A 25,515-nucleotide genomic window follows, 5' to 3' on the forward strand; every position below is an offset into this window, starting at 1 on the left:
CATGTTTAACATTTTTTAATATGTATATAATGCACAATTCCATTCCAGCAATGAAAGCGTGCATGAACAATTTTTATAAGCCTCTCGCCTGCAAGATCGCCCTTGGTATTTTCAGTAGCATGTCTTTGTTTCATGTGCCGGTTTCGTATGCAGCGAGCGAGCCTATTCCAATCGCCAGCTTTTTCAAAGAAGCCCAGTTCCGGGATGCGCGCCTTTCTCCCGATGGCAAAAACATCGCCATGATCATGAAGGGTGCTAACGACCGCATGGTTTTGGCAGTACTGGAAGTGGGCCAACTGCGCCCTGAGATTATCGCGAACTATGAAGACAAGGACTTAAACTCGTTTCACTGGATTAATAATGAGCGGCTAGTATATGACTTGACTGACTTGCAATATAAGGAAGCTCAGCGCTTTTTCGGTCATGGCCTGTATGCCGTTAACAAAGACCGTAGCAAGCGCATACGCCTGGTCACGCACCAGTTCACCGGTGTACGTACCAAGGTGGAAGGTAATGAATTGCCGTGGTACACCCATTACCTCGACATTGCCCATGGTTCCAGCTCACCTGATATCTATGTCACGCAAGCTGTGGAAGCAGGCTCCAGCATCTATGACCTGTATCGCCTGAACACCATCACAGGCAATACCGAATTGATACCCCGTCCTGGCAAGGTCAACTCCTGGTTGATAGACAAGGCTGGTGTTGCACGCATTGCAGTCACGACGGAAGAAGACAAATCTGTCATTAACTATAAAGACCCGAAGACAAATGCCTGGCGCAAACTGGCAACATCCAACTGGACATCGGATGACAGGATTACCCCTATGTTTTTTAGCCCCGAAGGTGATTTGTATGTACGCGCCAATAATGGCAAAGACCTGAGTTCCTTGTATCGCTTTGATCTGGAAAAGAATCAGCTAGAAACAGAACCTGTCATTTCATTGAAAGGCTATGATTTTACTGGTCAGTTGATTTACAACGGCCCACAAAAGAAAGTATTGGGTTTGCGCTATGAAATGAGCAGACCTGCGACCGTATGGTTTGACGAGTCCATGGCAGAAAAACAAAAGCAGATTGATGCACTTTTGCCAGACACCCATAACTCCCTGCATTTCCCCTCAGACCTGAAAACCAATATCGCCCTGATTTATTCTCATTCAGATATCGCACCTGGCACATGGCAACTGTTCGACTTCAACTCAAAAAAATTGGTACGCCTGGGTGTCAGCAAACCTGACATCAAACCTGAGCAGATGGCAGAAAAACAGATGCTGAATTATGCAGCGCGTGACGGCCTGCAAATCCCGGTCAACCTGACTCTGCCTCCAAACAGCACTGGCAAAAATCTGCCAGCCGTAGTACTGGTGCATGGTGGCCCCTATTTGCGTGGCAATCACTGGAACTGGAATCCGCAAGCACAATTCCTGGCCTCACGCGGTTATGTTGTCATCGAGCCGGATTATCGCGGCAGCACAGGCTATGGCGCCAAGCATTTCCGTGCGGGTATCAAGCAATGGGGCTTGGCCATGCAGGATGATGTCGCTGACGCCGCCAAATGGGCAGCCGCTCAGGGTTATGCAGACCCAAAACGTATCTGCATAGCGGGTGCGAGCTATGGTGGTTATGCAACCCTGATGGGCCTGATCAAAGACCCCGACATCTTCCGCTGCGGCATAGAATGGGTGGGCGTGACCGATATCAATCTCATGTACGACATCCACTGGAGTGATTTTTCAGACGAATGGAAATGGTTCGGCATGCCAGTGCTGATTGGTGACCAGGTCAAGGATGCAGCCCAGTTGAAGGCGACTTCACCTTTGCAAAACACCGACAAGCTGACGCGTCCCTTGTTGATGGCTTATGGCAAGCGTGACCGTCGCGTTCCCATCGACCATGGTACTCAATTCTATAAAGCCATCAAGGAAAAAAATCCCAATGTCGAATGGGTAGAATACGCAGAAGAAGGCCATGGATTCTTCCTGCTCAAAAACAATGTTGACTTCTGGGGCCGTGTGGAGAAATTCCTTGATCAGAATATAGGCAAGGGCCAGCCACTGGCAGTATCAGACGCCGGTAAATAATCTTTCCTGCAAAAAGGCCACGAAAGTGGCCGTCTTCAGTGCCAGCCAGTCACGCGCTGGATACACTGCATACACTGGTGAACCGCTGGGCAATTGATAATTGTCCAGCACCGCCACCAACTCACCACTTTGTAAGTGCTTGCTGACGATGAGTTTATCGATCAGCACGATGCCAGCGCCTGAGCAGGCGGCAGCGACCAGAGCAAGACCATTATTGGATTGGAAGTGGCTGCTCACTCTGACCTTTTTCACCTCGCCATCCTGTAGCAAAGTCCATTCATCATTGGCGCGACCCGCATAGATATACAGCAGGCAAGCATGCTGTGCCAGGTCCTCTGCCACAACAGGATGTCCGGCGCTGGCCAGGTAGGCAGGCGATGCGCAAAGTATGCGCTGACTATCGACAAGCTTGCGCGCTATCAGGCTGGAGTCTTCCAGGTGAGAAACACGGATGGCCACATCAATTTGCTCGGCAATCAGATCGACCAGCCTGTCCTCGACTTGCAGGGCAAAATCAATTTGCGGATAACGCCTGCAGAATTCCATCAAGACGGGCACCAGCCGTGAAACCGCAGGAATGGGGCAAGTAACACGCAAGCGCCCTTTCACTTCTTGCTGGTGTTGCCCCGCCATTTGTTCTATGTTGGCTAAAGCAGTATCGATGCGCTGAGCCTCGTGCAAGACTTGTTCGCCTATCTCGGTCAGAGTCAGCTTGCGTGTGGAGCGCTGTATCAGCCGTGCGCCCAGATCCTGCTCAAGCTTGGCCAGTTGCCGCGATAACAAGGACTTGCCACAGCCCAGCTGTAATGCCGCTTTGCTGATGCTGCCAGCACGGATGATGGTGGCAAATACGGCCAGGTGTTGTGGATTCAGCATGGATATCCTCTTTTTTGCCTTGAGATTGTCCTGATTAAGACAACAATATTATGCAATATACCTGACTTATCAAGCAACAATAAGCAACTTATACTGCTTTCCATGGTCAGCAGCGTGCTGCCACAATAAACTCCCAGTAAGTCCTCACTAGCCGACAAAGGAAAAAAAATGAACGCCATCAATTCTCAATTCAAACTTGCAGCGCGCCCACAAGGCAATGTCAAAGCCAGCGATTTTAATCACGTCAAAGAACAGTTGCGTGATTTACAAGCAGGTGAAGTGCTGATCAAGAACCTGTATATCTCGCTCGACCCAGCCATGCGCGGCTGGATGAATGAAAGCAAAAATTCTTATATGCCACCAGTGGCGATAGGCGAAGTCATGCGCGCGCTGGCTGTTGGCCAGGTAGTTGAATCGAATAACCCCAAATTTGCTGTCGGTGAACATGTCAGCGGCATACTGGGCATGCAGGAATATGCCTATTCTGATGGCAATGGCATCAGTAAGGTAGATCCAAAACTGGCCCCTCTGCCACTGTATCTGAGTACGCTTGGCATGCCAGGCATGACTGCCTACTTTGGCTTGCTTGAAGTCGGCCAGCCCAAGGAAGGTGATACAGTTGTCATCTCTGGTGCGGCAGGCGCAGTCGGGACCATCGTTGGTCAGATTGCCAAGATCAAGGGTGCGCGTGTTGTTGGTATCGCCGGTGGTGCAGATAAAGTCCGTTACCTGACAGAAGAACTGGGCTTTGATGCTGCAATCGATTACAAAAGCGAAGATGTCAGCGCCGCCTTGAAGCAGCATTGCCCTAAAGGCATCGATGTGTATTTTGATAATGTCGGCGGCGACATTCTGGATGCAGCCCTGGCACAACTGGCCTTTGGTGCCCGCGTGGTGATTTGCGGTGCGATATCCCAATACAATAATACGACACCTATCAAGGGTCCATCGAACTACCTGAACCTGATGGTGAAACGCGCCACGATGAAAGGTGTGATGGTATCCGACTTTTACCCACGTGCCATGGAAGCGGCGATGGTCATGGGTGGCTGGATCATGTCTGGCAAACTGAAAAGCCGTGAAGATATCGTCGAAGGCCTGGAAAATTTCCCTGAGACTTTCCAGAAACTGTTCACCGGTGAAAACAATGGCAAGCTGATCTTGAAAGTAGCTGGAGTCTAAGGAAAATAGTAAGCATCAATAGTAAGCATTGATAGTAAACATCAAATGAAAAGCCACCAGCGCGCTGGTGGCTTTTTGCTTAAGCTTAGTTACTTATGGCTTCAATACAAAGTGCAGCACAGACAAAGCAGGCAAAGTGTAACTGAACTTGTTCTTGGAGATATTGCTGAGCCCGCTCCTGGCAGTGATATTCATGCTGTTGCCACTGACACCCCAGACCTGCGCATATTTCAAATTCACAGGGTGGCTGAGTTGAAAGCTGCTCGTGACATTGCTGCTCTGGCGGTTGATGGCAATGACGTGGATGACATTAGGGTCATTGAGATCGACTGCCGCATATACTGCTGCATTGCTATTATTGCTGGAAACCGCTTTCACAGAAGTGGCTGGAAAAACAGATTTGTTACCGTCATAATTCCGGTAAATCTTGAAACCGGAAGCGATGTACTGCTCTGTATCGCCAAAATAAGTCGCCAGATACACGCCTTGTTTGCCAAAAGCACCGAGTGCATCTGCCTGGGCAATTGCGCCTGTGATATCGCTCTTGCCACCGAAATCATATTCAGTCACGGCCAGTTTGGTGCCTGGGTAAAAATCATTGATGGCTTGTTGCAGCTTGGGCAGCATTTGCAAAGAGCGTCCATCAGTGAAACCATTACCATTCTGGGTAATCCAGCTAGGCTCTACATAAGTCGCATCCCACAGACTGCGCGCAGCCTGCACCCTGTCAGTGGCATTGTAAGAAGCCTGTGGATAGTAGTGGAAAGAAAACACGTCGAGCAAACGGCGGCCAGCGCTTTGCGAAGCCTGGTTCATTTTTGCCAAATAGGCATTCGCCATGGACATGCCGTTGTAACGATAACGGTCACCAGTATTATTGCTGTAATAAGGCTCTACATTGTATTGCGCCCAGTCAGATGGCTGATGCGAGGCTGAACCATCCCATACTGCCCACAAGCTGAACAGACCGAGGTAGCCGCTGATTGCCGGCCCAAAGGTTTCTGCGCTGGCGTCCATGCGTTTTACTGTGTTTGCGAGGCTGATATTTCTCTGTAAGACATCAGTAACCGTGGTCAGCGTTGGATACAGATTCGCATGCGTACCGCTTTCACCGCTGTTGGTTGTCCAGTGATGCCAGAGATCAGGCTCATTATCGAGCTCATAACCTTTAACACCATTTGTGGATGCACCATTGCCATATTTCTGGACAAGAAAATTGATTTCTTCATCTATATAAACCACGCCATCATTCAGACCTGGTGCCAGAGTCAGGCCACCAGCCGCAGCCGGTTTGTCATTGACAATATTGACCCAGCGCGCGGTATCTACATTTGATGGCCCGGCAGTGCTTTGCCAAAGCTGGGAACCAATGCAAGTGCTTGGTGGATTGAGATTGATGATGTCTTTGGGCAGCTTGCCAGCGGCAGGCAATTGCAGCAAGGAATAAGTGCCCAGCACCAGCGACTGATCCTGGAAATTTTGTAGTGCTGCACCAGGAGTGTAATACGCCAGGCCATTATTTGAATTGGGATTGCCCGCTCCGGCTGTCGCACTGACACCCGCATTGGATGAATGGCACCAGTCATTACCGGAATTGCTAACGCCATTTTCCCAGTTGTAGCTGGTCATATTATTGCCACCCAGGCGACGCGAGCGCAGGTTCAGGCTTTGCAAACTAGCTTGCCCGCCCTGATTGGCCCAGCCTGCGCGGCCGGTTCCATCGGCATAGGCGTTATAACCATAGATCAAGGGGCTGATGGTCTTGCGCTCTGCCTGGGTATCAATGGAGAATGTGACATTCTGTGCCGACGTTGTCGAAATTTCTGCCGAAATGCCCAGAATTAAAAGAACTTTGCACAAGCTGACTTGTCTCATGATGCACCCTTGGTCTGCTCGTCAATAAATTATTTCCAAGTGGAAATTTAATATTCAGGGTACTTCATCGTTTTTAACAATTCAAGAAATATCCGGCGAGTAAATGTAACTGTAAGACACATTACCCAAGGGCTTCCTTGGTAATAGCGAAAAACTGCTTACAGAATGTTGCAAATCCCGTTGTTGATATAGCTTTTGATATAGCTTTTACCCAGCCTTTGTATGTACTTGAGGCTGTTTTTGTTTGCAACACGACTTTGTTATTTGTCTTTTAATTTGTACAAGTATTTTAAAAAACCATCCAAATCCATTTTCGAGAAGAACAATGAGACTAAGCAAACTCGCCCTCTCCCTTAGCCTGACCAGTCTGGCAACAACCGTGCTTGCCGCACCAGCCTACTATCGTTTCCCCAGCATTCGTGGTGATGCTGTGGTGTTTACTGCAGAAGGCGATCTTTGGAAAGTGGCAAGCAGTGGTGGCCAGGCGCAAAGGCTGACCAGCCATCCTGCGGCAGAAGTCTTGCCCGCCATTTCACAAGATGGCAAGTGGCTGGCGTTTTCAGCCGCTTATGAAGGTGCGACCGAAGCTTATGTCATGCCCATGGCAGGTGGTGTGCCAAAGCGCATCAGTTTTGAAAATGACCAGGTATCCGTATTGGGCTGGACTGCCAATGGTGAAGTACTGGTAACAACACTCAACAGTACAGGCCCGGCTTCGCACCGCATCATCGCCGCCATCAATCCACAAACCCTGATGCGCAGGGTTTTCCCGGTGGCAGATGCGAATGAAGCTGTGCTCGACGATAGCGGCAAGTATCTGTACTTCACCCGTTTTGGCCTGCATATGACCAATGACAATGCCAAGCAATATCGCGGCGGCGCTACTGCACAAGTCTGGCGTTATGACATGCAGGCCAAGACTGAAGCCACACAATTATTTGCCGACGACAAAAGCAATAACCGTCGCCCCATGCTATGGAAGGGCAAGCTCTACTTTATCAGCGACCGCAATGGCGCCTTCAATATCTGGAGCGCCAATCCTGACGGCACAGATGCCCGTGTCCTGACCCAGCACAAGGAATGGGAAGTACGCAACCCCAGCATAGCCGATGGCAAGATAGCCTATCAACTGGGCGCAGACTTGCATGTACTCGACATCAGCAGTGCCAAAGACCAGACTCTGACTATAGACCTGGTGTCCGACTTTGATCAGCAGCGCAAGCGCCAGATCAAAAACCCTATGGAGTATGTATCGAATATAGAAATCGCTGGCAAAGAAGAGCGTCTGCTGTTCACCGCACGCGGACGCCTGAGCATAGCTGGCTCTGGCCCGCAAAGGCGCATAGACTTACCGGTACCAGAAAACGCCCGCGCACGTGAAGCCGTGTTTTCGCATGACGACAAATCCGTCTATGCCATCGTCGATACTACCGGTGAAAATGAAATCTGGAAATTCCCGGCCAATGGCCTGGGCAAACCAGAAGTCCTGACGAGCAACGGCGACGTCCACCGCTACCGTATCATCCCCTCCCCTGATGGCAAATGGCTGGCGCATACCGACAAGCGCGGCAGGCTGTGGTTGCTGGACCTGGCGACAAAGACCAATCAGGTCATTGATGATGCAGGCAAGATAGGTGCTGAGAGGCAGGAAGAAGTCATCTGGTCACCGGACAGCAAGACCATCGCCATCGTCAGGGCTGACAATAAATTGCAAAGACCACAGATAGGCCTGTACTCGATAGAAAGCAAACAGATTCACTTCGTCACCAGCGACAGGTATAACTCACGCGCCCCGGTATTTTCCCCGGATGGCCGCTGGCTGTATTTTTATTCTGAACGCAATTTTCAGGTCAGCAACCGTGCCCCCTGGGGGGACCGCAATATGGGCCCGCATTTCGAGAAGCGTACTGGCCTGTATGCGTTGGCCCTGCAGGCAGGGAACCGCTTTCCCTTCAAGGCAGATGATGAGTTGAGCAAGTCCAGCGACAAGGCAACTGACAAACCAGCAGACAAAGATAAAACTGACGACAAGAGCGCCGACAAGTCAAAAGACAAGGCAGAAGAAACCAAAAAACCTGTCAAGCCTGCGCTGCCCGCCATCCAGTATGCAGGTCTGGCCGAACGCTTGTATCAGGTGCCTCTGGCGTATGGCAATTATCGTGATCTGGCCATTGATGACAAACGCCTGTATTTCACAGAACTCGAAGGCAGCGATGGCAAAGCTACCTTGAAAACTCTGGCGATCAGCAAGACCTCTCCCCAGCCAGAAATTTTTGCGGGCAATATCCGTCAGTTTGACTTGTCTGCCGACAAGAAACACGTGTTCTACCGCCAGCAAATCAATACTGGCCCCAATGAATTCTATGTCGTGGAAGCTGGTGCAAAACAACCGGGCGATGTCAGCAAGTCCAAAGTCAATATGAATGACTGGACTTTCTTCCTCAGTCCTAAACTTGAATGGCAGCAAATGTATGCCGATGCATGGCGCATGCACAGGGACTTTTTGTTTGACGACAAAATGCGTGGGGTAGATTGGAACAAGGTACGTAGCAAATACGCTCCGCTGGTAGAGCGTATCACCGACAGGGCAGAGTTGAATGATGTACTTGGCATGATGGCCAGCGAAGTGAGTACTCTGCATTCACAAAGCCGCCCAGGTGATATACGCCGCGCTGCACCTGAAGGGCAAGCTGCCTCACTCGGTGCGGTTTTGAGTCGCACCAATGCTGGATACCGCATCGACCATATTTATCGAACCGAAGCGGAATTGCCATCCGAGCGTACCCCTCTGTCACAACCGGATCTGGACATCAAGGAAGGCGATATCATCACCGCTATCAATGGCCAGGCTGTGATGGAAGCGCGCGACATCTCAGACCTGCTGATCAACCAGGCAGACAAGCAGGTATTAATGCATGTCAAGCGTGGCGACCATGCCGCCCGTGCGATCATCGTCACACCTGTCAATATGATGAAGCATGCGAATCTACGTTATAGCGACTGGGAACAAAGCCGTAGCGAGGAAGTCAACAAGGCATCGCAAGGCCGTATTGGCTACCTGCATTTGCGTGCCATGGGTGCGCAGGACATCAACAGTTTTGCCCGTGACTTTTACAGTAATATCGAACGCGATGGACTCATCATTGATGTACGCCGCAACCGTGGTGGCAATATCGATAGCTGGATCATAGAAAAACTCTTGCGCAAGGCATGGGCTTACTGGGCATCGCCAACCTCTGCGCCTTACACCAATATGCAGCAAACCTTCCGTGGTCACCTGGTGGTACTGGTGGATGAATTGACTTACTCTGATGGCGAAACCTTTGCCGCCGGCATCAAGGCCCTGAAGCTGGGCCCACTGGTAGGCAAACGCACGGCAGGTGCAGGTGTGTGGCTGTCAGATAACAATACCTTGTCTGACAATGGCATGATCAGGGCAGCAGAAAACGCGCAGTTTGGTATGGATGGCCGCTGGCTGGTAGAAGGCATAGGCGTGGTGCCAGATGTCGAGGTAGAGAATCTGCCGCACGCAACCTTCAATGGCAAAGACCAGCAACTGGAAGCAGCGATACAATTGCTGGAGAAAAAACTGAAAGAACAGCCCATTAAAGCACTGGTGCCACAAGTCATTCCGCCATTGAAATGAATGGCAAATAAGTAGTAGATATGTAGGAAATAAATAGTTTTTTTTGCTGCGTGAAAATCCTCATAGCTAATCACTATGAGGATTTTTTTCTTAATGTCATTGGTTTTGCACCTTAAGTGGGACAACGTACAGAGTATTTGTGAAATTAGCTATACGTTGTAAATACGTATAAAAGTAAGTTTCCAGAAAGCAGGTAGCCCATGATTATCTCGCCCATCAGTTCAGTGACCACGCCGGCATTGCAAGCAGCGTCAGCAATCAATCTTGGTACGATTAATCCTCTGTCGCCAGCAAGAGCCAGCAACCCCGGCTTGCTTGATGCAATTGCAATAGGTAGCAATAACATCACTGTTGATGTTTCTGCGCTGGGTGAACTGTTGGCCTACACAGCGCGTTTACAAAGCAGGCGAACTGCCAATGGCTCAACTGCGAATGCCGTAACGCAGGCTGATCCCACGCAAACGAAAGTTGAATCTAAAGCAGACATTGCCCAGCTCACTGCGATTGCGACTTCATTTGTAGACACATTTAACCAACTGCAAGCCAGCAACTCTAATCTGTCCGAAAACCCCTTGATACCCAGCAGTAGTGACAGTCTCTTGCAAGTCATGAATGCTGGCGCACAAAATGCAGACGGCAGTAATCTGTTCGAGCAGTTAGCTGACATAGGAATCAATTTGCAAAATGCTGCCCGGCCAGACAGCAATAGCTTGCTGACGCTGGATGTGAATGCTTTTCAAAATGCACTCACCGCAAACCCTGAAGGAACGGCAGCATTATTGGCGCAGGCATTACAGATATTGGGCAGCGCCGAGAGCGCCGTCCTTACACAGAATCAGGAACTAACTTCTGGCAACCTGTTGGCTACTGCAGCTACTACTAATGCTACTGCTCCTACTGCTACGGAGAACACGGATGTGGTAAATTCTATTTCAACTAGCAATGTCAGTACCACAGTCCTACCCAACACTTTGAATGAAGAAGCAGTGAATACACCCGCCACTACATCCATTAACACATCCACGATTCCAAATACCAATACAAGTACAGCCGCCGATATACAACTGCAACAGACACTAGAAGATGGGGCGCTGCGTGATGCAATTGATACCACCAGAAATACCCAGACAGTAGCCGCCATTGCAAATACCGAATCCACGAACAATACAGCACAGGCAGCGTCAGACATATCGCCTACACCAGCAACAAGTACCGCAGATCTGTCTGCTACAAATAATGTGGAAAGTACCATTCAAACCAGCACGGCGGCCAAGGCAGCAACAAATACTCCTGCGGATGCGACATCGATTATTCCTGCCACTGATACAAGCACCAACACCTCAAGTGCGGCATTGAATACGCAAGCAATAGCTCAGGACACAAGTACGAATTCAACTGCGACAGATACCACTGACATTGCGGGGGATACGTCTTTACGGGCACTGAATACACAAACCGCCACGCAAACATCGCCATCAGATAATGTGGATAGCACCACACCATCAGGTACTCTGACTGCTGAAAACAAGTTGGCCGCAAACGCCACGACACCACCGTCACTACTGACAGAAAGTCAGCTGGAGAGTCAGGTAGCTGCAAATTCGAAGAAACTAAATGAGAGCGCTGCTTCTGACGCAGAAAGTAGTGCAACGATATATAATGGCAAGGCAACGGCTGCTACCCCTTCCACATTTGATGAAGTCAGCAAGACGCTCGATACCATCAATCAGGCCACGGCAGCGGCGAATAATATAGCGGCAAAAAGTCAAACGGCATCAGCCAGCCCGGCATCAACAACTGTCGCCAATCCCGTCGCCACCGCTACTGTCATTGAACAAACCACCCCTGTCAGCAACAGCGCAGTAATCACAGCCAATGCGGCCACCAGCATACAGGCCAGCATCAATCCCCTGATTTCTGCCGCAGTCGCTGCCTACAGGGTCAAGGACGGCATACAGGCTGATAGCATAGATAAACTGCGGTCGGCAGAGAGCGACGAAGTCACAGCGCCCGAGCCGGTTACGGTGGTAGAGCCCGTCACCCTCGATCTGCATGAACACGCGCAAAGCCAGCGTCATGATGCGGAGGCTGACGCGGCTTATCACCGGGCAGAAGAACTGGGTGAGCCAGAGAATGAAGAAGCTGCGGGTAATATCAACGTCAATATCTGAACAAATCAAGGCAACGCTTTATACGGCAAGCGACAGGTCTATTGCCTGTCGCCCGCATTGCCAACTACGTCTTTATACGCATGCCAGCTTGCATGGCCTATGATGGGCATGAGTATCAGGAAACCCAGGTTCCAGCTCATGAAACTCAGCACCACGCTTGCGATGATCAGTAAAGCCCAGACCATGGTCGCAGGCACGTTGATGAACAAGGCAACACAGCTGATGATCATGGCAGTGATGGCATCCGTGTCCCTGTCCAGCATCAGTGGGATAGACACCCAACTGATGGCAAATACCACGCTGGCAAAGACAAACCCAATACAAATATAGACCGCCAAAAACTCCAGATTATTCAGAGAGAACAATTGCGTCAGAAAACCCTGCATTGTCGGCATACCCTTGTTATAAAACAGTGCAAAGATCACCAGCGAAGCACGCGCCCACACCATCATGATAATGGCCAGCACCAGAGCCAGCACGCCAATATTACTCCAGCGCCCACGCATGGAAAAGACACTGCCCAGCAAACCCGAACGCACATTTTCAAGGCGACGGCTGATGTCGTACAAACCCAGTGCAAGCAAAGGCCCCACTAGTAAAAAACCACATGTGAGTGCAGACAGATATTCAGGTACATTATTGAGTACCAGTCTCAAGACCAAACCCATCGCAGCAAAGCAAGCGCCATAAAATATGCTGGAACTGCCAGAAGCGCGAAAATCACGCCATCCCAAACTGAGCCAGACCAGGGGACGGAACATGCCGACCCGGCGCAAGGGCGGGAAAACGGCTTCATGATCGATGACGGTTCTGATGTCGGGCGGTGCACTATCCCCACTTCTGCCTTGCGATTGGTTTGTCATGCTGTCTCCATTGTTTTGAAATGTCCGTTTCTTTGATACGGATCAATTTCCATCCTAAGACAGTCTGGCACGAATTACAATCAGCACTTGCATTGCAAGAGAATTATTTGGTTCCGAGATTGCTTTTGAGATTGCTTTTAAGCCTGTCAAGCAAAAAGGAACTCAGGCCTTTAGTCAGTTCTGGAGCCAAGGGCAAGACCGGATCAGTATAAGTAGCCATTTGCTGTGCAGTATCATCGCCTGTGATTTTCAGCACATGGTTCATATCGTGTACCAGCAGGCTTTCAGCATCTGGTTTGGCAAGTTTAAGCGCCGTCAATTGCGAAGTATCTACCTGTATGTCCTTGTCACCCTGTATCAGCAACACCGGGCAAGTCAATTTGGTTATCTCTTTTTCCGGCGTGTAACGGAACCAGGAAACCAGATATGGCTGCACGCTGACACGGTACAGCATTTTAAATTCTGGCGGTACTTCAGCATAGGTTTTGCCCGCCTGCAAAGCACTCAGGATTTCTTCATTACTGGCGGCCAGCGCCGGTGACAATTTGCCTTGCAACTGCCAACGCAAGACATCGGCAGCATTTTTCGCCGGACCTGCCACAGAGATGTATGCCTTGACAGCTTCTTGCTGCGCTGCCAGCATGGCGATCAGCGAGCCCTCGCTATGACCAAGTATGGCAACACCAGAAAACCGTACATCTGCTTTTAGCAGCCTTATCCAGGCTACAGCGTCCTGCACATAGGTTTCAAAGCGCAGATCAGCTTCAGATGCTACAGCACCTGCACTGCCTGCAAGGCCGCGCTTGTCAAAGCGTACAGACGCTACCCCAGCCTGAGCCATGGATGCTGCCAGCATTTTCAATGAGTCATTCTTGCCTTTCAGGCCGACCGTATTGCCATCCCTGTCAGTGGCGCCAGAACCTGCAATAATCAATACAACTGGCGGTTTCACCGCATTGGCGGGCATGAGCAGGCTGCCATCAATCTTGCCGCCCGAGGTAGCAAGTACGATATCCTGATCATAATCGGCCTGTCTTGCGATAGCCGATGTGCAAAAAACGACTGCCACTACAGCCGCGGCAAATATCATCATGCGCATGGGATTTACTCTTCGTGGTTTTTGAGAACTTTTTCTATGCGGCGGTCAGGTATCAACCATATCAGTGCCATCGCAACATACATTGCCATCGCCAACAGAGGATACCAGCAGGCCAGCATCATGCCTGTAGCATAGACCACTGGCGAGAGCTTGCCCTTCCAGTCTGCACCCACTGCTTTTTTCAGCAATGAATCCTCACCCTGAGTAGCAATGATTTGCTGTTGCAGGATGAAATAGGCAATCGCCGACATCAGCAAAACCGCACCATACAAGGCTGCCGGGATGGGGGCGAAATGATTTTCACCTACCCAGCCTGTCGCAAATGGAATCAGTGAAAGCCAGAACAGTAAATGCAGGTTGGCCCATAAAATCCCACCAGTCACCTTGCGGCAGGTATGCAGCATATGATGATGGTTGTTCCAGTAGATACCGACATAAACAAAGCTCAGTATATAGCTGAGGAATACCGGCCATACAGGCAGCAGGATTTCCAATGTGCCGCCATGCGGTACCTTCATTTCCAGCACCATGATGGTGATCAGGATAGCGATCACGCCATCGCTGAATGCTTCCAGTCTGGTTTTGCCCATCATGCTTGCTCCGTCTTGTTAAACTTTAATTATTCTGACGGATATGTTTGCCCAGCGCCAGCAAAAAACTTTGTGAAGCCGGAGTAAGCGTGCAGATGCACATCTGATGTGGTCAGCGCCTCAGGTGTGCAATAACCTGCCACCAGCGAACGACCAATTCTCCCAGGCAGTTTCCCTGAAGCAGACCATGATGTTTTCTGGATTCATGCTCTTGTCGCAAAGACGCTTCATGAGAGTATCCAGTAACTTCTTCTTGATCTGTACACTGCGCCCGACGGACCAGAGTATCTCGATCAGGACAAAGTCCTGGTTTCTGTCCTTGTGCAGATCAGGGTAGTGAGTATCAAAGCGGAAGTTTTCTGTATCAAGTTCAAGTATGCGCTGGAACTTGTCTTTCTCTGGCACACCCGCTTCTATCAATGCCGCGTGCACGGCATTCAGGACAGTCTCTTTGAACAGCAGGGACTTGGGTTTGCAGACGGTAATTGTGACGAGGGGCATGATGTCTCCTTTTCTACAAAAACTGCGACTTCTTAAAGAAGCTTATTTCCATCTTAGCAAATTAAATAGCTCTTTTGAAATTCTTTATACTTATTTTGGTTAGGCTTCCCGACATTTAGGTTATGTCAGGCATTGCTTAACAAATCCTTACCTAAGACAGCTATGCAAGCGCATATCAGCAAAGGTATCATCGCACATCATTTCCGCACAAAAACATTGCATGTCAGATAAGCACCACGCCGTTTTGCTGAAGGCCTCCCGGTTTATAGGGATGCTGCTCTGTCTGTGCTGCCTGCAATCAAAAGCGCATGCTGAAACTGTCCTGCCTTTGCTACTCGCAGAAACCCGCGATGAAAATGGTGAAATTGCTCCCATCCGGCCAGAGAACCAAAAAATCATCGCCTATTTTGAACGCGCCATGGATGTGAAATTTGAGGTGCGCCGTTATCCCCTGCCCCGCGTCATAGAAAACATAGGCAAGGGTGAAGGACTGGGATTTGGCTTATCGAAAAATACTGAACGTCTGAAAACCATGCGCTATTCAGAAGCTGTTTTTTCAGATTTTGTCTGGGTCGTGGCCAGGGATGATACGCACATGAAATATGCTGGTATCAGTGATTTGCAGGGCAAATCAGTCGGCATAGTCAGGGGCATACGCTTTGGCGATGATATCGACAAATTACGTAATGTCATGTTTCGCGTAGAAGAAGACCAGCCACAAAACAGCTCACGTCTGAAGAAACTTTTATCGGGTCGCATGGATGTCATGCTGGTCAATTCACGCATGCCAAATGCCAAAGACCTGGAAGCAGAACTGAATCTTTATCTGGATGAAAAGAACCTGCGCAACGAAACGCAGATGAACTATGGTGTCAAAGTATTTGCCAAGCCCTTGCTGGTAGATCCTATCCATTTCACGACTGGCGCCAATACCAGGTTAGATGTCATCAACAAGATCAACGCAGCCATCATCAAGGGCAGGAAGTCTGGCGACTTGCCCACCCTCTGGAAAAACTAAATCTCAGTGCTGAGCAAAGTCAGGACATTGCCCTGATCCGGCCTGGCAGCGCCACTCAGCATATCATCATAGACTTGTCGTACAGCAGCTTCGCCCTGCCCGTGTATCACCTGCATCCATGGTCTTTCTGCTTCCATAACAGGTCGCATGAAAGCCTTCCAGGCCAGAGCTAAACGGGATTGCACACCATTCGGCCCCCAGTCTGTCATGCGCTTCTTGATTTGCGCCGGTGCGAAGAACAAGGTCGGTTTTGCGCCAGGCAAGTTGGATGCACCACTTAACTCTTCCCAGTGTGTGCCGCCAACAGCGCAGCTATATTTCATATTGTCTTTGAAATGATGATGCAACTGGCTGCGCAGTTGCCCATTGCCAGCCATATCGACATACACAACGCCCTGATCAGTTGCCAGCTCAGTCACTTGTTCGTAGCTGATGACGTCATCATAGATAGCCATATTCCGCACAAATTCGAGGTTACCCGGCGAAGTCAGTCCTATGATCTTGCAAGCCTTGTCCTTGCGCAGCGACAGCATGAATGCCAGGCCATAAGCAGTCTTGCTGGAGGCACTGGAGATCAAGACTGTCTGCGCACCAAAGAACTGATTGTCATCCAGAAAATCATCGATCATGAATGAGGTGATGAACAAAGGTCGCAACAAGACCTGTACATCTTCAGATTCTTTGGTGTAGCCAGGATCGGTGGTAGTCCTGACATAGTGATTGTACAGACCATGCATGGCCTGCCTGTGCTCTGCACCGTCGACAAAACCGCCAGGTGAAACCCGTGTTGCCTGCACTGTCAGATGAGTAGCCATGGGGTAGTAGCCATAAAAGCGCTCACCCACTGCCACGCCTTCGGCTTTCGAGGCCAGCACATCACCAAAACCCCAGACCGGGATATTGCCCCAGCCTTCATCGGTAGGGAAAAAATTCCAGTAATGCATGGCTGTGCCAAAGGCTGCATAAGTCACGTTATTTGACGTGAAGGCAAACCGTTCCACCTGTAAAACCACTTCCCCATCTTTCAACTCTGCTTCCGCAGGCACATGCAGGGGCTTGAATCTGGACTCCAATAAATTGCTTTTATTGACAATAAATTCTTTGGCTGAGTTTTTCATGGTCTCGTCGTTTTTATTAAGGAATGTACATTAAAAATCTAGTATCACATGATTCTGGAAATTTTTCTTATCTCGTCGATATTTCATTATTGACAAAATATCCTCGCGCAATACTCCTTCCATTCGCGCCGTTTTCACTACCGTTCACGGCAAACTTCTCTGCCTCGTCGCATCTGCATTGAGGGTAATGCTAGCTCTCTTTAATCTCCGTCCTGTCGCCACATCCGAACAAGTACCACCCCATATTTAATTTAACAGGAGATCCACATGCGCGCATTTCACAGCCCTAATGGCAAAAAAATTCTGTTGGCAAGCAGTCTGCTGCTGGCATTCACGACACAGGCCATGGCATTTTCTGAGCCGCAGTTTCAAACTGCCTTCCAGCAATTCACCCAGTCTGCCAAGGGTAGTGAGGAAGCTGCAGCGAATGCCTTCAGTGAATTGCTCAAACAAGACCCGACCAGCCCTTTGATCATGGCTTATGCCGGAGCCAGCACAGGCAGACTGGCAGTCACCACGATGTTCCCGTGGAAGAAAATGTCTTACGCAGAAGATGGCATGGCGATGCTGGAAAAAGCCCTGCAGCTCGCTACTGCCAATGAAAACGCCCAGGGCCATGGCAGCACGCCCGTGATACTGGAAGTCAAATATGTCGCCGCCAGCACTTTCCTGGCTGTGCCAGCTTTCATGAACCGCGGCCCACGCGGCCTCAAACTCTTGAATGAAGTATTGGAACACAAACAATTCGATAAGGCAGAGCCAGGCTTTCGTGGCTCGGTGTTGATGCGCGCTGCGAGTCTGGCGAATGAGCAAAAACGCCCTGAAGATGCCAAGCGCTACCTGAATGAAGTAGTCAAGCAAAATGCACCGCAGGCAGAAACTGCCAAAGCCATGTTGAAAGGTATTCCATCATGAGCCTGGCACCTGCCATAGAACTGCATGCAGTTCATAAAACTTACCAACTCGGTGCCCATGTCGTCAAGGCCTTGCAAGGTGTAGACCTGACACTGCAGCGCGGTGAATTACTGGCTCTGACCGGCCCGTCTGGCAGCGGCAAGAGCACCATCCTGAATCTGTGCGGCCTGATAGACCATGCCGATGCTGGCGACATCTTGCTCAACGGTGTCAACATCAATGAATACAATGAAACACAAAAAACACTGCAAAGACGCGACACCATAGGTTTTATCTTCCAGAGTTTTAACTTGGTGCCTGTCATGACGGTGGCTGAGAATGTCGATTACCCGCTCTTCCTGACGGGTGTACCGGCAGCAGAAAGACGAGAACGGGTAGCGGCGCAATTGAAGGCCGTTGGCCTGCATGAGCATGCCCAACATTTACCAGATGCATTGTCTGGTGGCCAGCGTCAAAGGGTGGCGATTGCCCGAGCACTCATCAAACGTCCCAGTCTGGTGATTGCTGATGAACCCACGGCCAGCCTGGATTCACACACTGCTGACCAGGTGCTGGACCTGATGCGTGAACGTGGTCATGCAGAAGGCGTGGCCTTCATCATCGCCAGCCATGATAACCGCCTGACTAGCCGCAGTGACCGCATCGTGTCACTGCTGGATGGGAGATTGCAATGAAACTCAGTTGGCTCAAATTTGCCTTTTACAATACTTTGCGCAACCGCCGCCGTTCTGCCATTACCGTGGTCATCGCTGCGCTAGGTACAGCAGCCATACTGTTGGCTGGTGGTTTTGCCTATTCGACCTATGAAGGTCTGGCCCAGATATCTGCGCGCAGCACTGGTCATCTCATCATCGGCAAACCCCAGCACTTCACCAGTGATCAGGATGTGCCCCTGCAATATGGTCTGGAAAATGCAGCTGCCCTGCAAAGCAAACTACTGGCTGACCCAGCCGTGCGCTATGTCTTGCCACGTATAGAATACAGTGGCCTGATCAGCAATGGCGACAAATCCACCATCATGATGGCAGTCGGTATAGACCCTGATGCTGAATTCTCGGTCAAGGGCCCAACCCTGACATTGAAAGAAGGCGAACTCTTGCAAACCGAATCAGCAGAGGCAGAAATCGTCCTGGGTGACGCGCTGGCACGCAGCCTGAAGGCCAAACCTGGCAGCAACCTGACACTGATGGCCAGCACCACAGATGGCGCCTTGAATGCAGTTGATGTCACCGTCAAGGGCCTGGTATCCACGGGTGTGCCTGACCTGGATAAACGCCTGGTGTATTCGAATATCAAGACAGCACAAAAACTCTTGAATACCCAACGCATTTCCAGCCTCGGCGTGTTTCTGAATTCCATGGATGCGACCCTGCCTGCGCAAACCAGGCTGGCAAAAGTATTCCCTGATCTGACCGTGCAAAACTGGCTGGAACAAGCTTTCTTTTATAAGTCTGTGCGTGATTTGTATAACCGCATCTTTGGTGCCCTGGGTGCCATCATCAGCGTCATCGTCGTATTTGTCGTTGCCAATGCTATGGCCATGGCCATCATAGAACGCACCCGTGAAGTTGGCACACTGCGCGCCATGGGCACTTTGCCAGGGCAACTGATACGCAGTTTTTCTTTTGAAGGAATGATACTGGGCGGCACAGGTGCCATCGCCGGTGCCCTGCTGGCGATTACCGTTGCATTGCTGCTCATGGTGTTTCCGGTAGAAATGCCACCACCACCAGGGCGCTCCAGCGGTTACCCCTTACTGATCACGATAGATGCTGCCATGTATGCCATTACCGTGTTCATGATGATTGCCTTGTCGATGCTGTCGTCGGCTTTCATCGCCCGTAAAACCCTGCGTCAGCCAATCGTCGATGCACTCGCTCACAATTAAGACTGGAGAATAAAAATGAAAGCAGCCATACACACTATCGCTTTATTGCTCGCAGCAACAACAGGTCTGGCCAGGGCAGATGAGGTTGGCGACATCCTCAAAGCTGCCGATCAGTTCAGGGTAGGTAGCGAGAACATGCAGGTAGAAACTGAGATCACCACTTTTGCCAAAGATGGCAGCAAGGAAAAAGAAAGAAATTACCTGGTGTTTTCACAGGTCAATCATCAATCTCTGGTGCTCATGAAAAGCCCTGCAGAGAAAGGTCAAAAGGTCTTGATGCTGGGTGATGATTTCTGGATGCTCTTGCCCGGCAGCCAGCGTCCCCTGCGCATCACGCCCATGCAAAAATTACTGGGGGATGCCTCTATCGGCGATATCGCCACGATGAGCTGGTCGCAAGACTACACAGGCAAGATCGTCGGTGAAGAAAAATGCGATGGCAAAGCCTGCGTGCACCTGAGTTTGAATGCCGTGCGTAAATCCGTCGCCTACCAGCGCATAGAGCTATGGCTGGGCAAGACCCGTCACGAACCCATCAAGGCAGATTTGTATGTGCAATCAGAAAAACTTGCCAAGCAGGCCAGCTTTGTTCTCGACAAACCACAAGCACCGACTGCAGTGTCTGAAATGATTTTGCTGGATCAATTGAGCAGCCACAAAGAAACACGTGTGCGCTATCTCAGCCGCAAGCAAAAGACTGTGCCAGAACAATGGCTGAACCCCATGTTCCTGGCCAAGAATCCCAGCCTGGAGTGATTATGCCTGATTTGAAAACCCCAGCCTTAGCTACTTTGCTAGCTGCCCTGCTCTGCACGCCTGCTTTTGCCATGGCTGAAGATGCAGACTTCAGTGGCCAGGTACGTGGCCTGGTTAATAGTTACACCAGCAATGGCACCAGTCCATTGGCGATTGCCAATCAACTGGTGCCGGGCTTGTCGAGCAAGAATACGCAACTGGGCGTGGTGGAAACTGAATTGCGCGCCAGTGGCAAAGGCATTAATGCTGTTGCCACCTTGCAGGGGCAAATCAATGATGGAGGGCGCACCCAGGCCACAGCATGGCTCAATGAACTGTATGGCAGCCTTGGCGATGGCGCATGGCAATTCAGTGCTGGCAAAAAAACCATCGCCTGGGATGTAGGTTATGGCTTTCGCCCGAATGATGTGGTGGCGCAGGAAAAGCGTCGCTCACTGATCAGCACTACTGTCATCGGCAAGCCTTTGGCCAGTCTTGATTATTTCACAGCGAATACCTCAGCAACTTTGGTGTGGGTCAATCCCGGCCATGCTGCAACGACGGATATAGCAGATGAACAGGCGCTGGCGGCACGGGTTTATCACCGTGCTGGCGGCGTCGATCTGCATGGCTTTGGCCGCTATGGTCAAAAGAGTGGTGGCAGTCTTGGTGCTGCTACTTCGTGGGTGGCGACAGATGAAATGGAGATACATGGCTCCTTGCGCTTCATGCAAAAAAATACGGGCTTGCGCATGAATACCGATACTAGCTTGCTGCAGCGTACCAGCCCCTGGCAAAACAATACGCAAAACAATGTCGTGCAAGCCATGCTGGGGGCAAACTACACAACGGAGTCACAGCATAGTTTTTTCCTCGAAGCCTGGTGGGATGGCACCGCCTTGTCAGGCCGCGAATGGCAAGACTGGAACAGGCGCAACCTGACTTTGCAGGGCAGCGTCAATTATTTGCCGCAAATGCAGCAAATAATTGGCTATAACCTGGCCTGGCAAAACCAGGCGTTGTCGGCCTCTGGCAATATTCGTCGCAAGAATGTGTTTGCACGCTGGAGCTGGCAAAAGAATGACTGGCAACCCTCGCTGGATATACTCTGGACCCCAGAAGACAATGGCCGCATCATCACCGCTGCACTGGGCTGGCAGGGCGACCGCATCAGCATCAATGGCGGCTTGCGTATTTATGGCGGCCCGAGCAAGGCAATACTGGCGCAACTGCCAGATAGCAAAACGGCCTATGTTTCTGCTACCTGGGCATTTTGAATGTTGTGACAGGCAGTTTCAGCGAAAATTTAAGCGATAATGGCGGCTTGCTCCAAATCGCTGAAAGCCGCCCCATGTCAAAATCCCATGTTGATGCCAATTATCGTTTCATCGCCGCCAACCAGGAAGTCAATACCCGCATAGCACAAAGACATCAGGCGCTGGCCCTGTATGTGACCCTGGTAGTCAGCCTGCTGGCTGCGCTGGTGGCCTTGAAACCGGGTGAGCCCAGCAGCAAGCTGCCGGTAGAATGGCTGGTAATGGGTTTTCCTGTCGCATCAATTTGCCTGACATTTTTGAATTACAAGGCAGAACGCTCGATCACGAATTTACGCCATTTCCTGGCCACGCTGGAAAGGCTGGAAGATGCCCACCTGCATCTGCCCAGCTACAACACTGATCCACGCTGGGCAAAAAGTGCCAACAAGGCCAGGCGTTTTCAGGATTATGCCTGTGCAGTATTGGTGGCAGCGGCGAATGCCATAGGCCTGGGAGCTGTCATCCATATCTATCCTGAGCGCATTGCGGCCAACCAGTTTGTCATCTGGATCAGTGTCATTACGGCACTGGCTTCACTGTTTGTATTGCTGTTCATGCCAGCCTGGAGTTATCGTCCTGACAGTGAGCTGGAAAAACAGATTATCGTCGCCAATGACGTTACTGCTTCCAGTGATCAGCCTGAGCAGCAAGCTTGAGGCTTTAGTGAGGCTTTAGCTCAAGCGCTGTCATTGACAGCCACGCGCACCGCGTTGCGCCCGGCCAGTTTTGCTTCATAAAGCATGGTATCAGCACGCTGGAACCATGCCTGGCCATCTTCTCCGGCAATTTTCTTTGCCACACCTATGGAGACGGTAACCGGATAATCACGCAGCAATTGTGCCTTTTCTACCAGGGTGCGCAATTCCTCGGCAAACCTGGCTGCGGCAATATCGTCTGCGCCCATGGCAATCACGACAAATTCTTCGCCACCATAGCGGAAAAAGCAGTCTGCCGTGCGTATGCGTGAGCGCAGCAGTGCGCAAAACTGTATGAGGACCTGGTCACCCACCATATGTCCAAACTGGTCATTGATGCGCTTGAAGTGGTCCAGATCAAGGATCAGAATGCAAACATCGGTATGTACTTCATCCTTGGCGCAGATGGTCTGTAACTGCTTGTCAAACGCACGGCGGTTGCCAGCACCGGTTAAAAAGTCTTTTTCTGCCTGCTGGTTCAATTCAAAATGCTGGAGACTGGTGCGGTCAGAAAAAATATAGGAAAACAGATTGATCAACACCAGGGTGACGACCAGACTGGACAGGTCCAGCAACTGCATGGCTTTGTGCAAAATCACGATCAGCACGATCAATGAAATGCTGTTGATCATCAGGGCTTCTTTTGCCCTGAGTATGAAAAAGGCAGCGATCATGGTGGGATAAACCCAGTAAGCGATAGGCACGCCCTTGACATACACAGCCGCCAGCATGCCCATGGAATAAAACACAGTGACAGCAAGCCCGGCCAGGCGCACGCGCCTGGTACGCCAGACAAAAACGATGATGCACAACATACCCAGCACGATCAACAGATCAACTGTTGCCATCAAAAAATTACCCTGCAACAGGCGCACTATGCCAAAAGGAAGGATGCTCGGTATGCTCAGGCCACAAAGCATGAGCAAGACTACTTCTTCTTTTGAGCGTTTTAACAACATGCTGTTTTCCCGGCTATTGCCCCTGCAAAGCAGGAAGCTGTTCAATGCCAGCCTAACTCAAGCGACAAGCATATGTCCAACACTATGCGACATGCTTTGCATGAAAAAAACAGTCTTGTTATGTCGTCGTAAAGATTTGTTTATCCGCTGGCAAGATCAGGCAATATCAGGATGCAAACGTGAATACATCCAGAAATTGCCCGGTGTGCCGCGCACCATGCGAAAAGCCCGCAGATGGCCTTCTCGTTCAAAGCCCATGCGCTCCAGCAGTTGTATGGAATGGGAATTGGTTTCCAGCACAGTCGCCTGGATGCGCTTATAGCCAGCCTGCTCAAAGCCCCATTGACACAGTGCCATTGCTGCAGCTTGCATGACGCCCTTGCCCCAGTATTCAGGTGCCAGGTCATAGGCAAGTTCCGCACTACGGTTGATGCCGGAAATGGTATGAAAACCAACCGTACCTACCAACCTGTCTTCTTCCCTGCTGACGATGGCAAGCCGAATAGGGGTATCAGGTGCAGCGCTTTCATATGCATCGAACTGTGGCAACAGATCTTTTGCCGCACTGAGATTCCAGCTGGTATGCCTGATCACATCCGGATTTTTGAGATAGTCATACCAGGCTGCTGCATCACTGCGGCGCATGCTGCGTAAGCGGACATCCTTGTGTGAAATTTCAGGTACATTGTTTAGCCACATATATTCCGCGCCGCAACATATTTATTGTTTGGCGATGAGCTTGCGCACTACATCATTAAACATCTCAACCATGCGCGGATCAAACTGGCTTTCAATATTGGCGTTAATCTCGGAAATCGCACTCAGCAAACTGCGTTTAAAACTGCGGTCTGAGCGCTCATTGGTGACCGAGCAAAAGGTATCAACTATTGCCAGTATGCGTGCTCCAGGATGTATCTGATCCGCTTTCAAACCATTCGGATAACCGGTGCCGTCATAGCGCTCATGATGATCGAGAACGATACGTGCTGCTTCGTCCCAGCCACCAAAGCGCAAGAGTATCTGACTGGCAGTAACTACGTGTTCCTGCACAATTTTCAGTTCCTCTCTTGAAAGTCCTGCTTCCTTATTAAAAATACTATGTGGAATAAAACTCATTCCCACATCGTGCATCAGGGACGCTGCTTTCAATTGTCGTGCATCGACTGGCAAACCCAATGCTTCATTCAATGCTTCGGCTAATTGTGCGGACTGTTCGCTGCGATTTTTTCTATAGATACTGAGATTATCAATTTGTTGAGCAAACTTGTACATCATTGTCATGTCATCTGACAATTCCAGCATTACTTTCGGGGCTTTTACGACATTTTCCTTGTTTGCGACTTTCCCATCCAGCAAAGCAATTGCATCTTTGAATTGCTGCGCATGAAAGCCGCCACTGGAAGTCTTTTGCAAGCCGTCGCAAAGGACGTACAATTTCTTGCGCCGGACATTACTGGTGTACCCATGAGCGATCAGGTCATTCAGCAAATCCTCAACCTCATCAATGGCCAGTAAAAGGAATTCACCCAGTTCACGACAATAAGGGTCCTGCTCTGCCCTGACCCTGGCGACGATTTCTTCCAGCCTGTGCAATAACTCGACAAAGGGAATCAGGCCAACCATCTGGCAATTGCCCTTGAGTGAATGCATGGCGCGGAACAGGCGGTGTACATAGGCGGCACCGCCCTGATTATTAAGCTCTTTGACGCAGGCCTCGGCTTCTTCACATGCCTCCCGCGTGCAATCGACAAAGTCATCGATGATGCTGCGCTCCATGGCCAGGAATTCAGGAGAAGTGAAACTATCAACGCTTGTGGCTGTGTTCATCTTAGGGTTTTCCTGATTGTCGTACGTCAATATTACTGAAAATTATAGTCCAAAGCAGCATCCATGAACGAACTGTAAGACTATTTTGGATGACAGACAGAATTTCCACAACACATAAAGATATTGAATACTGTTGGGCGTAATTATCTTCAGACAA

Annotated in this window: 21 protein-coding genes; 11 read left to right on the top strand and 10 right to left on the bottom strand. The window is 50.3% G+C overall.

The features are described 5' to 3' along the window. Positions 1-62 precede the first annotated feature (62 nt). The gene (locus ACO0LN_RS24195) at positions 63-2,084 is read left to right on the top strand and encodes an alpha/beta fold hydrolase (protein WP_422978273.1); all 2,022 of its coding nucleotides are present in this window, start codon (positions 63-65) and stop codon (positions 2,082-2,084) included. Here ACO0LN_RS24195 and ACO0LN_RS24200 read toward each other — a convergent pair. Beyond that, positions 2,067-2,960, bottom strand: a complete 894-nt coding sequence (locus tag ACO0LN_RS24200; RefSeq protein ID WP_422978275.1) for a LysR family transcriptional regulator — start codon at positions 2,958-2,960, stop codon at positions 2,067-2,069. The genes ACO0LN_RS24195 and ACO0LN_RS24200 overlap by 18 nt on opposite strands. A gap of 168 nt (positions 2,961-3,128) precedes the next feature. Here ACO0LN_RS24200 and ACO0LN_RS24205 point away from each other — a divergent pair, with 168 nt between their 5' ends. Continuing rightward, entirely contained in the window at positions 3,129-4,142 is a 1,014-nt protein-coding gene (locus ACO0LN_RS24205) for an NADP-dependent oxidoreductase (protein ID WP_422978277.1), read from the top strand. Positions 4,143-4,235: 93 nt separating this feature from the next. Here ACO0LN_RS24205 and ACO0LN_RS24210 read toward each other — a convergent pair whose 3' ends face one another. Then, the gene (locus tag ACO0LN_RS24210; RefSeq protein ID WP_422978279.1) at positions 4,236-6,017 is read right to left on the bottom strand and encodes a glycoside hydrolase family 44 protein; all 1,782 of its coding nucleotides are present in this window, start codon (positions 6,015-6,017) and stop codon (positions 4,236-4,238) included. A 325-nt stretch (positions 6,018-6,342) separates the two neighbouring features. Between ACO0LN_RS24210 and ACO0LN_RS24215 the strand changes: the two genes are divergently transcribed. Further along, a complete protein-coding gene (locus ACO0LN_RS24215) occupies positions 6,343-9,663 on the top strand; it encodes a S41 family peptidase (protein WP_422978281.1) in 3,321 nt (1,106 codons plus the stop codon). A 200-nt stretch (positions 9,664-9,863) separates the two neighbouring features. Continuing rightward, the gene (locus tag ACO0LN_RS24220; protein WP_422978283.1) at positions 9,864-11,834 is read left to right on the top strand and encodes a hypothetical protein; all 1,971 of its coding nucleotides are present in this window, start codon (positions 9,864-9,866) and stop codon (positions 11,832-11,834) included. A 38-nt stretch (positions 11,835-11,872) separates the two neighbouring features. On the opposite strand, the gene ACO0LN_RS24225 is transcribed toward ACO0LN_RS24220, so the two are convergent. From ACO0LN_RS24225 to ACO0LN_RS24240, 4 genes are all read right to left on the bottom strand, one after another. Next, positions 11,873-12,697 carry a DUF2189 domain-containing protein gene (locus ACO0LN_RS24225; protein ID WP_422978285.1) on the bottom strand — a complete coding sequence of 275 codons (825 nt, stop codon included), beginning with the start codon at positions 12,695-12,697 and terminating at the stop codon, positions 11,873-11,875. A gap of 103 nt (positions 12,698-12,800) precedes the next feature. Further along, the gene (locus tag ACO0LN_RS24230; protein ID WP_422978287.1) at positions 12,801-13,796 is read right to left on the bottom strand and encodes an alpha/beta hydrolase family protein; all 996 of its coding nucleotides are present in this window, start codon (positions 13,794-13,796) and stop codon (positions 12,801-12,803) included. Positions 13,797-13,801: 5 nt separating this feature from the next. After that, the gene (locus tag ACO0LN_RS24235) at positions 13,802-14,386 is read right to left on the bottom strand and encodes a TMEM175 family protein (protein WP_422978356.1); all 585 of its coding nucleotides are present in this window, start codon (positions 14,384-14,386) and stop codon (positions 13,802-13,804) included. 120 nt (positions 14,387-14,506) lie between these two features. After that, a complete protein-coding gene (locus tag ACO0LN_RS24240; protein WP_422978289.1) occupies positions 14,507-14,887 on the bottom strand; it encodes a tautomerase family protein in 381 nt (126 codons plus the stop codon). A gap of 220 nt (positions 14,888-15,107) precedes the next feature. Between ACO0LN_RS24240 and ACO0LN_RS24245 the strand changes: the two genes are divergently transcribed. Next, complete coding sequence (locus ACO0LN_RS24245; RefSeq protein ID WP_162058061.1) at positions 15,108-15,905, top strand: substrate-binding periplasmic protein; 798 nt, start codon at positions 15,108-15,110, stop codon at positions 15,903-15,905. Here the strand turns inward: ACO0LN_RS24245 and ACO0LN_RS24250 are convergent. Next, on the bottom strand, positions 15,902-17,023 hold the full coding sequence (locus ACO0LN_RS24250) for a DUF2855 family protein (protein WP_422978291.1): 1,122 nt from the start codon (positions 17,021-17,023) through the stop codon (positions 15,902-15,904). The genes ACO0LN_RS24245 and ACO0LN_RS24250 overlap by 4 nt on opposite strands. A 267-nt stretch (positions 17,024-17,290) precedes the next feature. Between ACO0LN_RS24250 and ACO0LN_RS24255 the strand changes: the two genes are divergently transcribed. The 6 genes from ACO0LN_RS24255 to ACO0LN_RS24280 all read left to right on the top strand — a co-directional run bounded on the left by ACO0LN_RS24255 (position 17,291) and on the right by ACO0LN_RS24280 (position 22,533). Continuing rightward, positions 17,291-17,938: a hypothetical protein gene (locus ACO0LN_RS24255; RefSeq protein ID WP_422978293.1), complete on the top strand. Its 648-nt coding sequence runs from the start codon at positions 17,291-17,293 to the stop codon at positions 17,936-17,938. After that, positions 17,935-18,612, top strand: a complete 678-nt coding sequence (locus ACO0LN_RS24260) for an ABC transporter ATP-binding protein (RefSeq protein ID WP_110255816.1) — start codon at positions 17,935-17,937, stop codon at positions 18,610-18,612. Before ACO0LN_RS24255 ends, ACO0LN_RS24260 begins: the two co-directional genes overlap by 4 nt. Then, positions 18,609-19,826 (top strand): ABC transporter permease, encoded by a 1,218-nt coding sequence (locus tag ACO0LN_RS24265; RefSeq protein WP_422978295.1) that lies wholly within the window; start codon positions 18,609-18,611, stop codon positions 19,824-19,826. The genes ACO0LN_RS24260 and ACO0LN_RS24265 overlap by 4 nt, the downstream gene beginning before the upstream one ends. Positions 19,827-19,841: 15 nt before the next feature. Continuing rightward, a complete protein-coding gene (locus ACO0LN_RS24270; RefSeq protein ID WP_422978297.1) occupies positions 19,842-20,582 on the top strand; it encodes an outer membrane lipoprotein-sorting protein in 741 nt (246 codons plus the stop codon). Positions 20,583-20,584: 2 nt separating this feature from the next. Next, positions 20,585-21,838 carry a hypothetical protein gene (locus tag ACO0LN_RS24275; RefSeq protein WP_422978299.1) on the top strand — a complete coding sequence of 418 codons (1,254 nt, stop codon included), beginning with the start codon at positions 20,585-20,587 and terminating at the stop codon, positions 21,836-21,838. A 74-nt stretch (positions 21,839-21,912) separates the two neighbouring features. Further along, positions 21,913-22,533 carry a hypothetical protein gene (locus tag ACO0LN_RS24280; protein WP_422978301.1) on the top strand — a complete coding sequence of 207 codons (621 nt, stop codon included), beginning with the start codon at positions 21,913-21,915 and terminating at the stop codon, positions 22,531-22,533. Positions 22,534-22,553: 20 nt separating this feature from the next. On the opposite strand, the gene ACO0LN_RS24285 is transcribed toward ACO0LN_RS24280, so the two are convergent. From ACO0LN_RS24285 to ACO0LN_RS24295, 3 genes are all read right to left on the bottom strand, one after another. Beyond that, positions 22,554-23,531 carry a GGDEF domain-containing protein gene (locus ACO0LN_RS24285; RefSeq protein WP_422978303.1) on the bottom strand — a complete coding sequence of 326 codons (978 nt, stop codon included), beginning with the start codon at positions 23,529-23,531 and terminating at the stop codon, positions 22,554-22,556. 156 nt (positions 23,532-23,687) lie between these two features. Continuing rightward, a complete protein-coding gene (locus ACO0LN_RS24290; protein WP_422978305.1) occupies positions 23,688-24,230 on the bottom strand; it encodes a GNAT family N-acetyltransferase in 543 nt (180 codons plus the stop codon). Between the two features lie 21 nt (positions 24,231-24,251). Then, positions 24,252-25,358: an HD-GYP domain-containing protein gene (locus tag ACO0LN_RS24295; RefSeq protein WP_422978307.1), complete on the bottom strand. Its 1,107-nt coding sequence runs from the start codon at positions 25,356-25,358 to the stop codon at positions 24,252-24,254. Positions 25,359-25,515: the final 157 nt, after the last annotated feature.

The sequence above is a fragment of the Undibacterium sp. TC9W genome, from assembly GCF_049339865.1.
Taxonomy (GTDB): domain Bacteria; phylum Pseudomonadota; class Gammaproteobacteria; order Burkholderiales; family Burkholderiaceae_D; genus Undibacterium.

Coding starts and splice junctions, on each gene's coding strand:
- ACO0LN_RS24195 (WP_422978273.1), top strand. CDS start 63: ATGAACAATTTTTATAAGCCTCTCGCCTGCAAGATCGCCCTTGGTATT.
- ACO0LN_RS24200 (WP_422978275.1), bottom strand. CDS start 2,960: ATGCTGAATCCACAACACCTGGCCGTATTTGCCACCATCATCCGTGCT.
- ACO0LN_RS24205 (WP_422978277.1), top strand. CDS start 3,129: ATGAACGCCATCAATTCTCAATTCAAACTTGCAGCGCGCCCACAAGGC.
- ACO0LN_RS24210 (WP_422978279.1), bottom strand. CDS start 6,017: ATGAGACAAGTCAGCTTGTGCAAAGTTCTTTTAATTCTGGGCATTTCG.
- ACO0LN_RS24215 (WP_422978281.1), top strand. CDS start 6,343: ATGAGACTAAGCAAACTCGCCCTCTCCCTTAGCCTGACCAGTCTGGCA.
- ACO0LN_RS24220 (WP_422978283.1), top strand. CDS start 9,864: ATGATTATCTCGCCCATCAGTTCAGTGACCACGCCGGCATTGCAAGCA.
- ACO0LN_RS24225 (WP_422978285.1), bottom strand. CDS start 12,697: ATGACAAACCAATCGCAAGGCAGAAGTGGGGATAGTGCACCGCCCGAC.
- ACO0LN_RS24230 (WP_422978287.1), bottom strand. CDS start 13,796: ATGCGCATGATGATATTTGCCGCGGCTGTAGTGGCAGTCGTTTTTTGC.
- ACO0LN_RS24235 (WP_422978356.1), bottom strand. CDS start 14,386: ATGGGCAAAACCAGACTGGAAGCATTCAGCGATGGCGTGATCGCTATC.
- ACO0LN_RS24240 (WP_422978289.1), bottom strand. CDS start 14,887: ATGCCCCTCGTCACAATTACCGTCTGCAAACCCAAGTCCCTGCTGTTC.
- ACO0LN_RS24245 (WP_162058061.1), top strand. CDS start 15,108: ATGTCAGATAAGCACCACGCCGTTTTGCTGAAGGCCTCCCGGTTTATA.
- ACO0LN_RS24250 (WP_422978291.1), bottom strand. CDS start 17,023: ATGAAAAACTCAGCCAAAGAATTTATTGTCAATAAAAGCAATTTATTG.
- ACO0LN_RS24255 (WP_422978293.1), top strand. CDS start 17,291: ATGCGCGCATTTCACAGCCCTAATGGCAAAAAAATTCTGTTGGCAAGC.
- ACO0LN_RS24260 (WP_110255816.1), top strand. CDS start 17,935: ATGAGCCTGGCACCTGCCATAGAACTGCATGCAGTTCATAAAACTTAC.
- ACO0LN_RS24265 (WP_422978295.1), top strand. CDS start 18,609: ATGAAACTCAGTTGGCTCAAATTTGCCTTTTACAATACTTTGCGCAAC.
- ACO0LN_RS24270 (WP_422978297.1), top strand. CDS start 19,842: ATGAAAGCAGCCATACACACTATCGCTTTATTGCTCGCAGCAACAACA.
- ACO0LN_RS24275 (WP_422978299.1), top strand. CDS start 20,585: ATGCCTGATTTGAAAACCCCAGCCTTAGCTACTTTGCTAGCTGCCCTG.
- ACO0LN_RS24280 (WP_422978301.1), top strand. CDS start 21,913: ATGTCAAAATCCCATGTTGATGCCAATTATCGTTTCATCGCCGCCAAC.
- ACO0LN_RS24285 (WP_422978303.1), bottom strand. CDS start 23,531: ATGTTGTTAAAACGCTCAAAAGAAGAAGTAGTCTTGCTCATGCTTTGT.
- ACO0LN_RS24290 (WP_422978305.1), bottom strand. CDS start 24,230: ATGTGGCTAAACAATGTACCTGAAATTTCACACAAGGATGTCCGCTTA.
- ACO0LN_RS24295 (WP_422978307.1), bottom strand. CDS start 25,358: ATGAACACAGCCACAAGCGTTGATAGTTTCACTTCTCCTGAATTCCTG.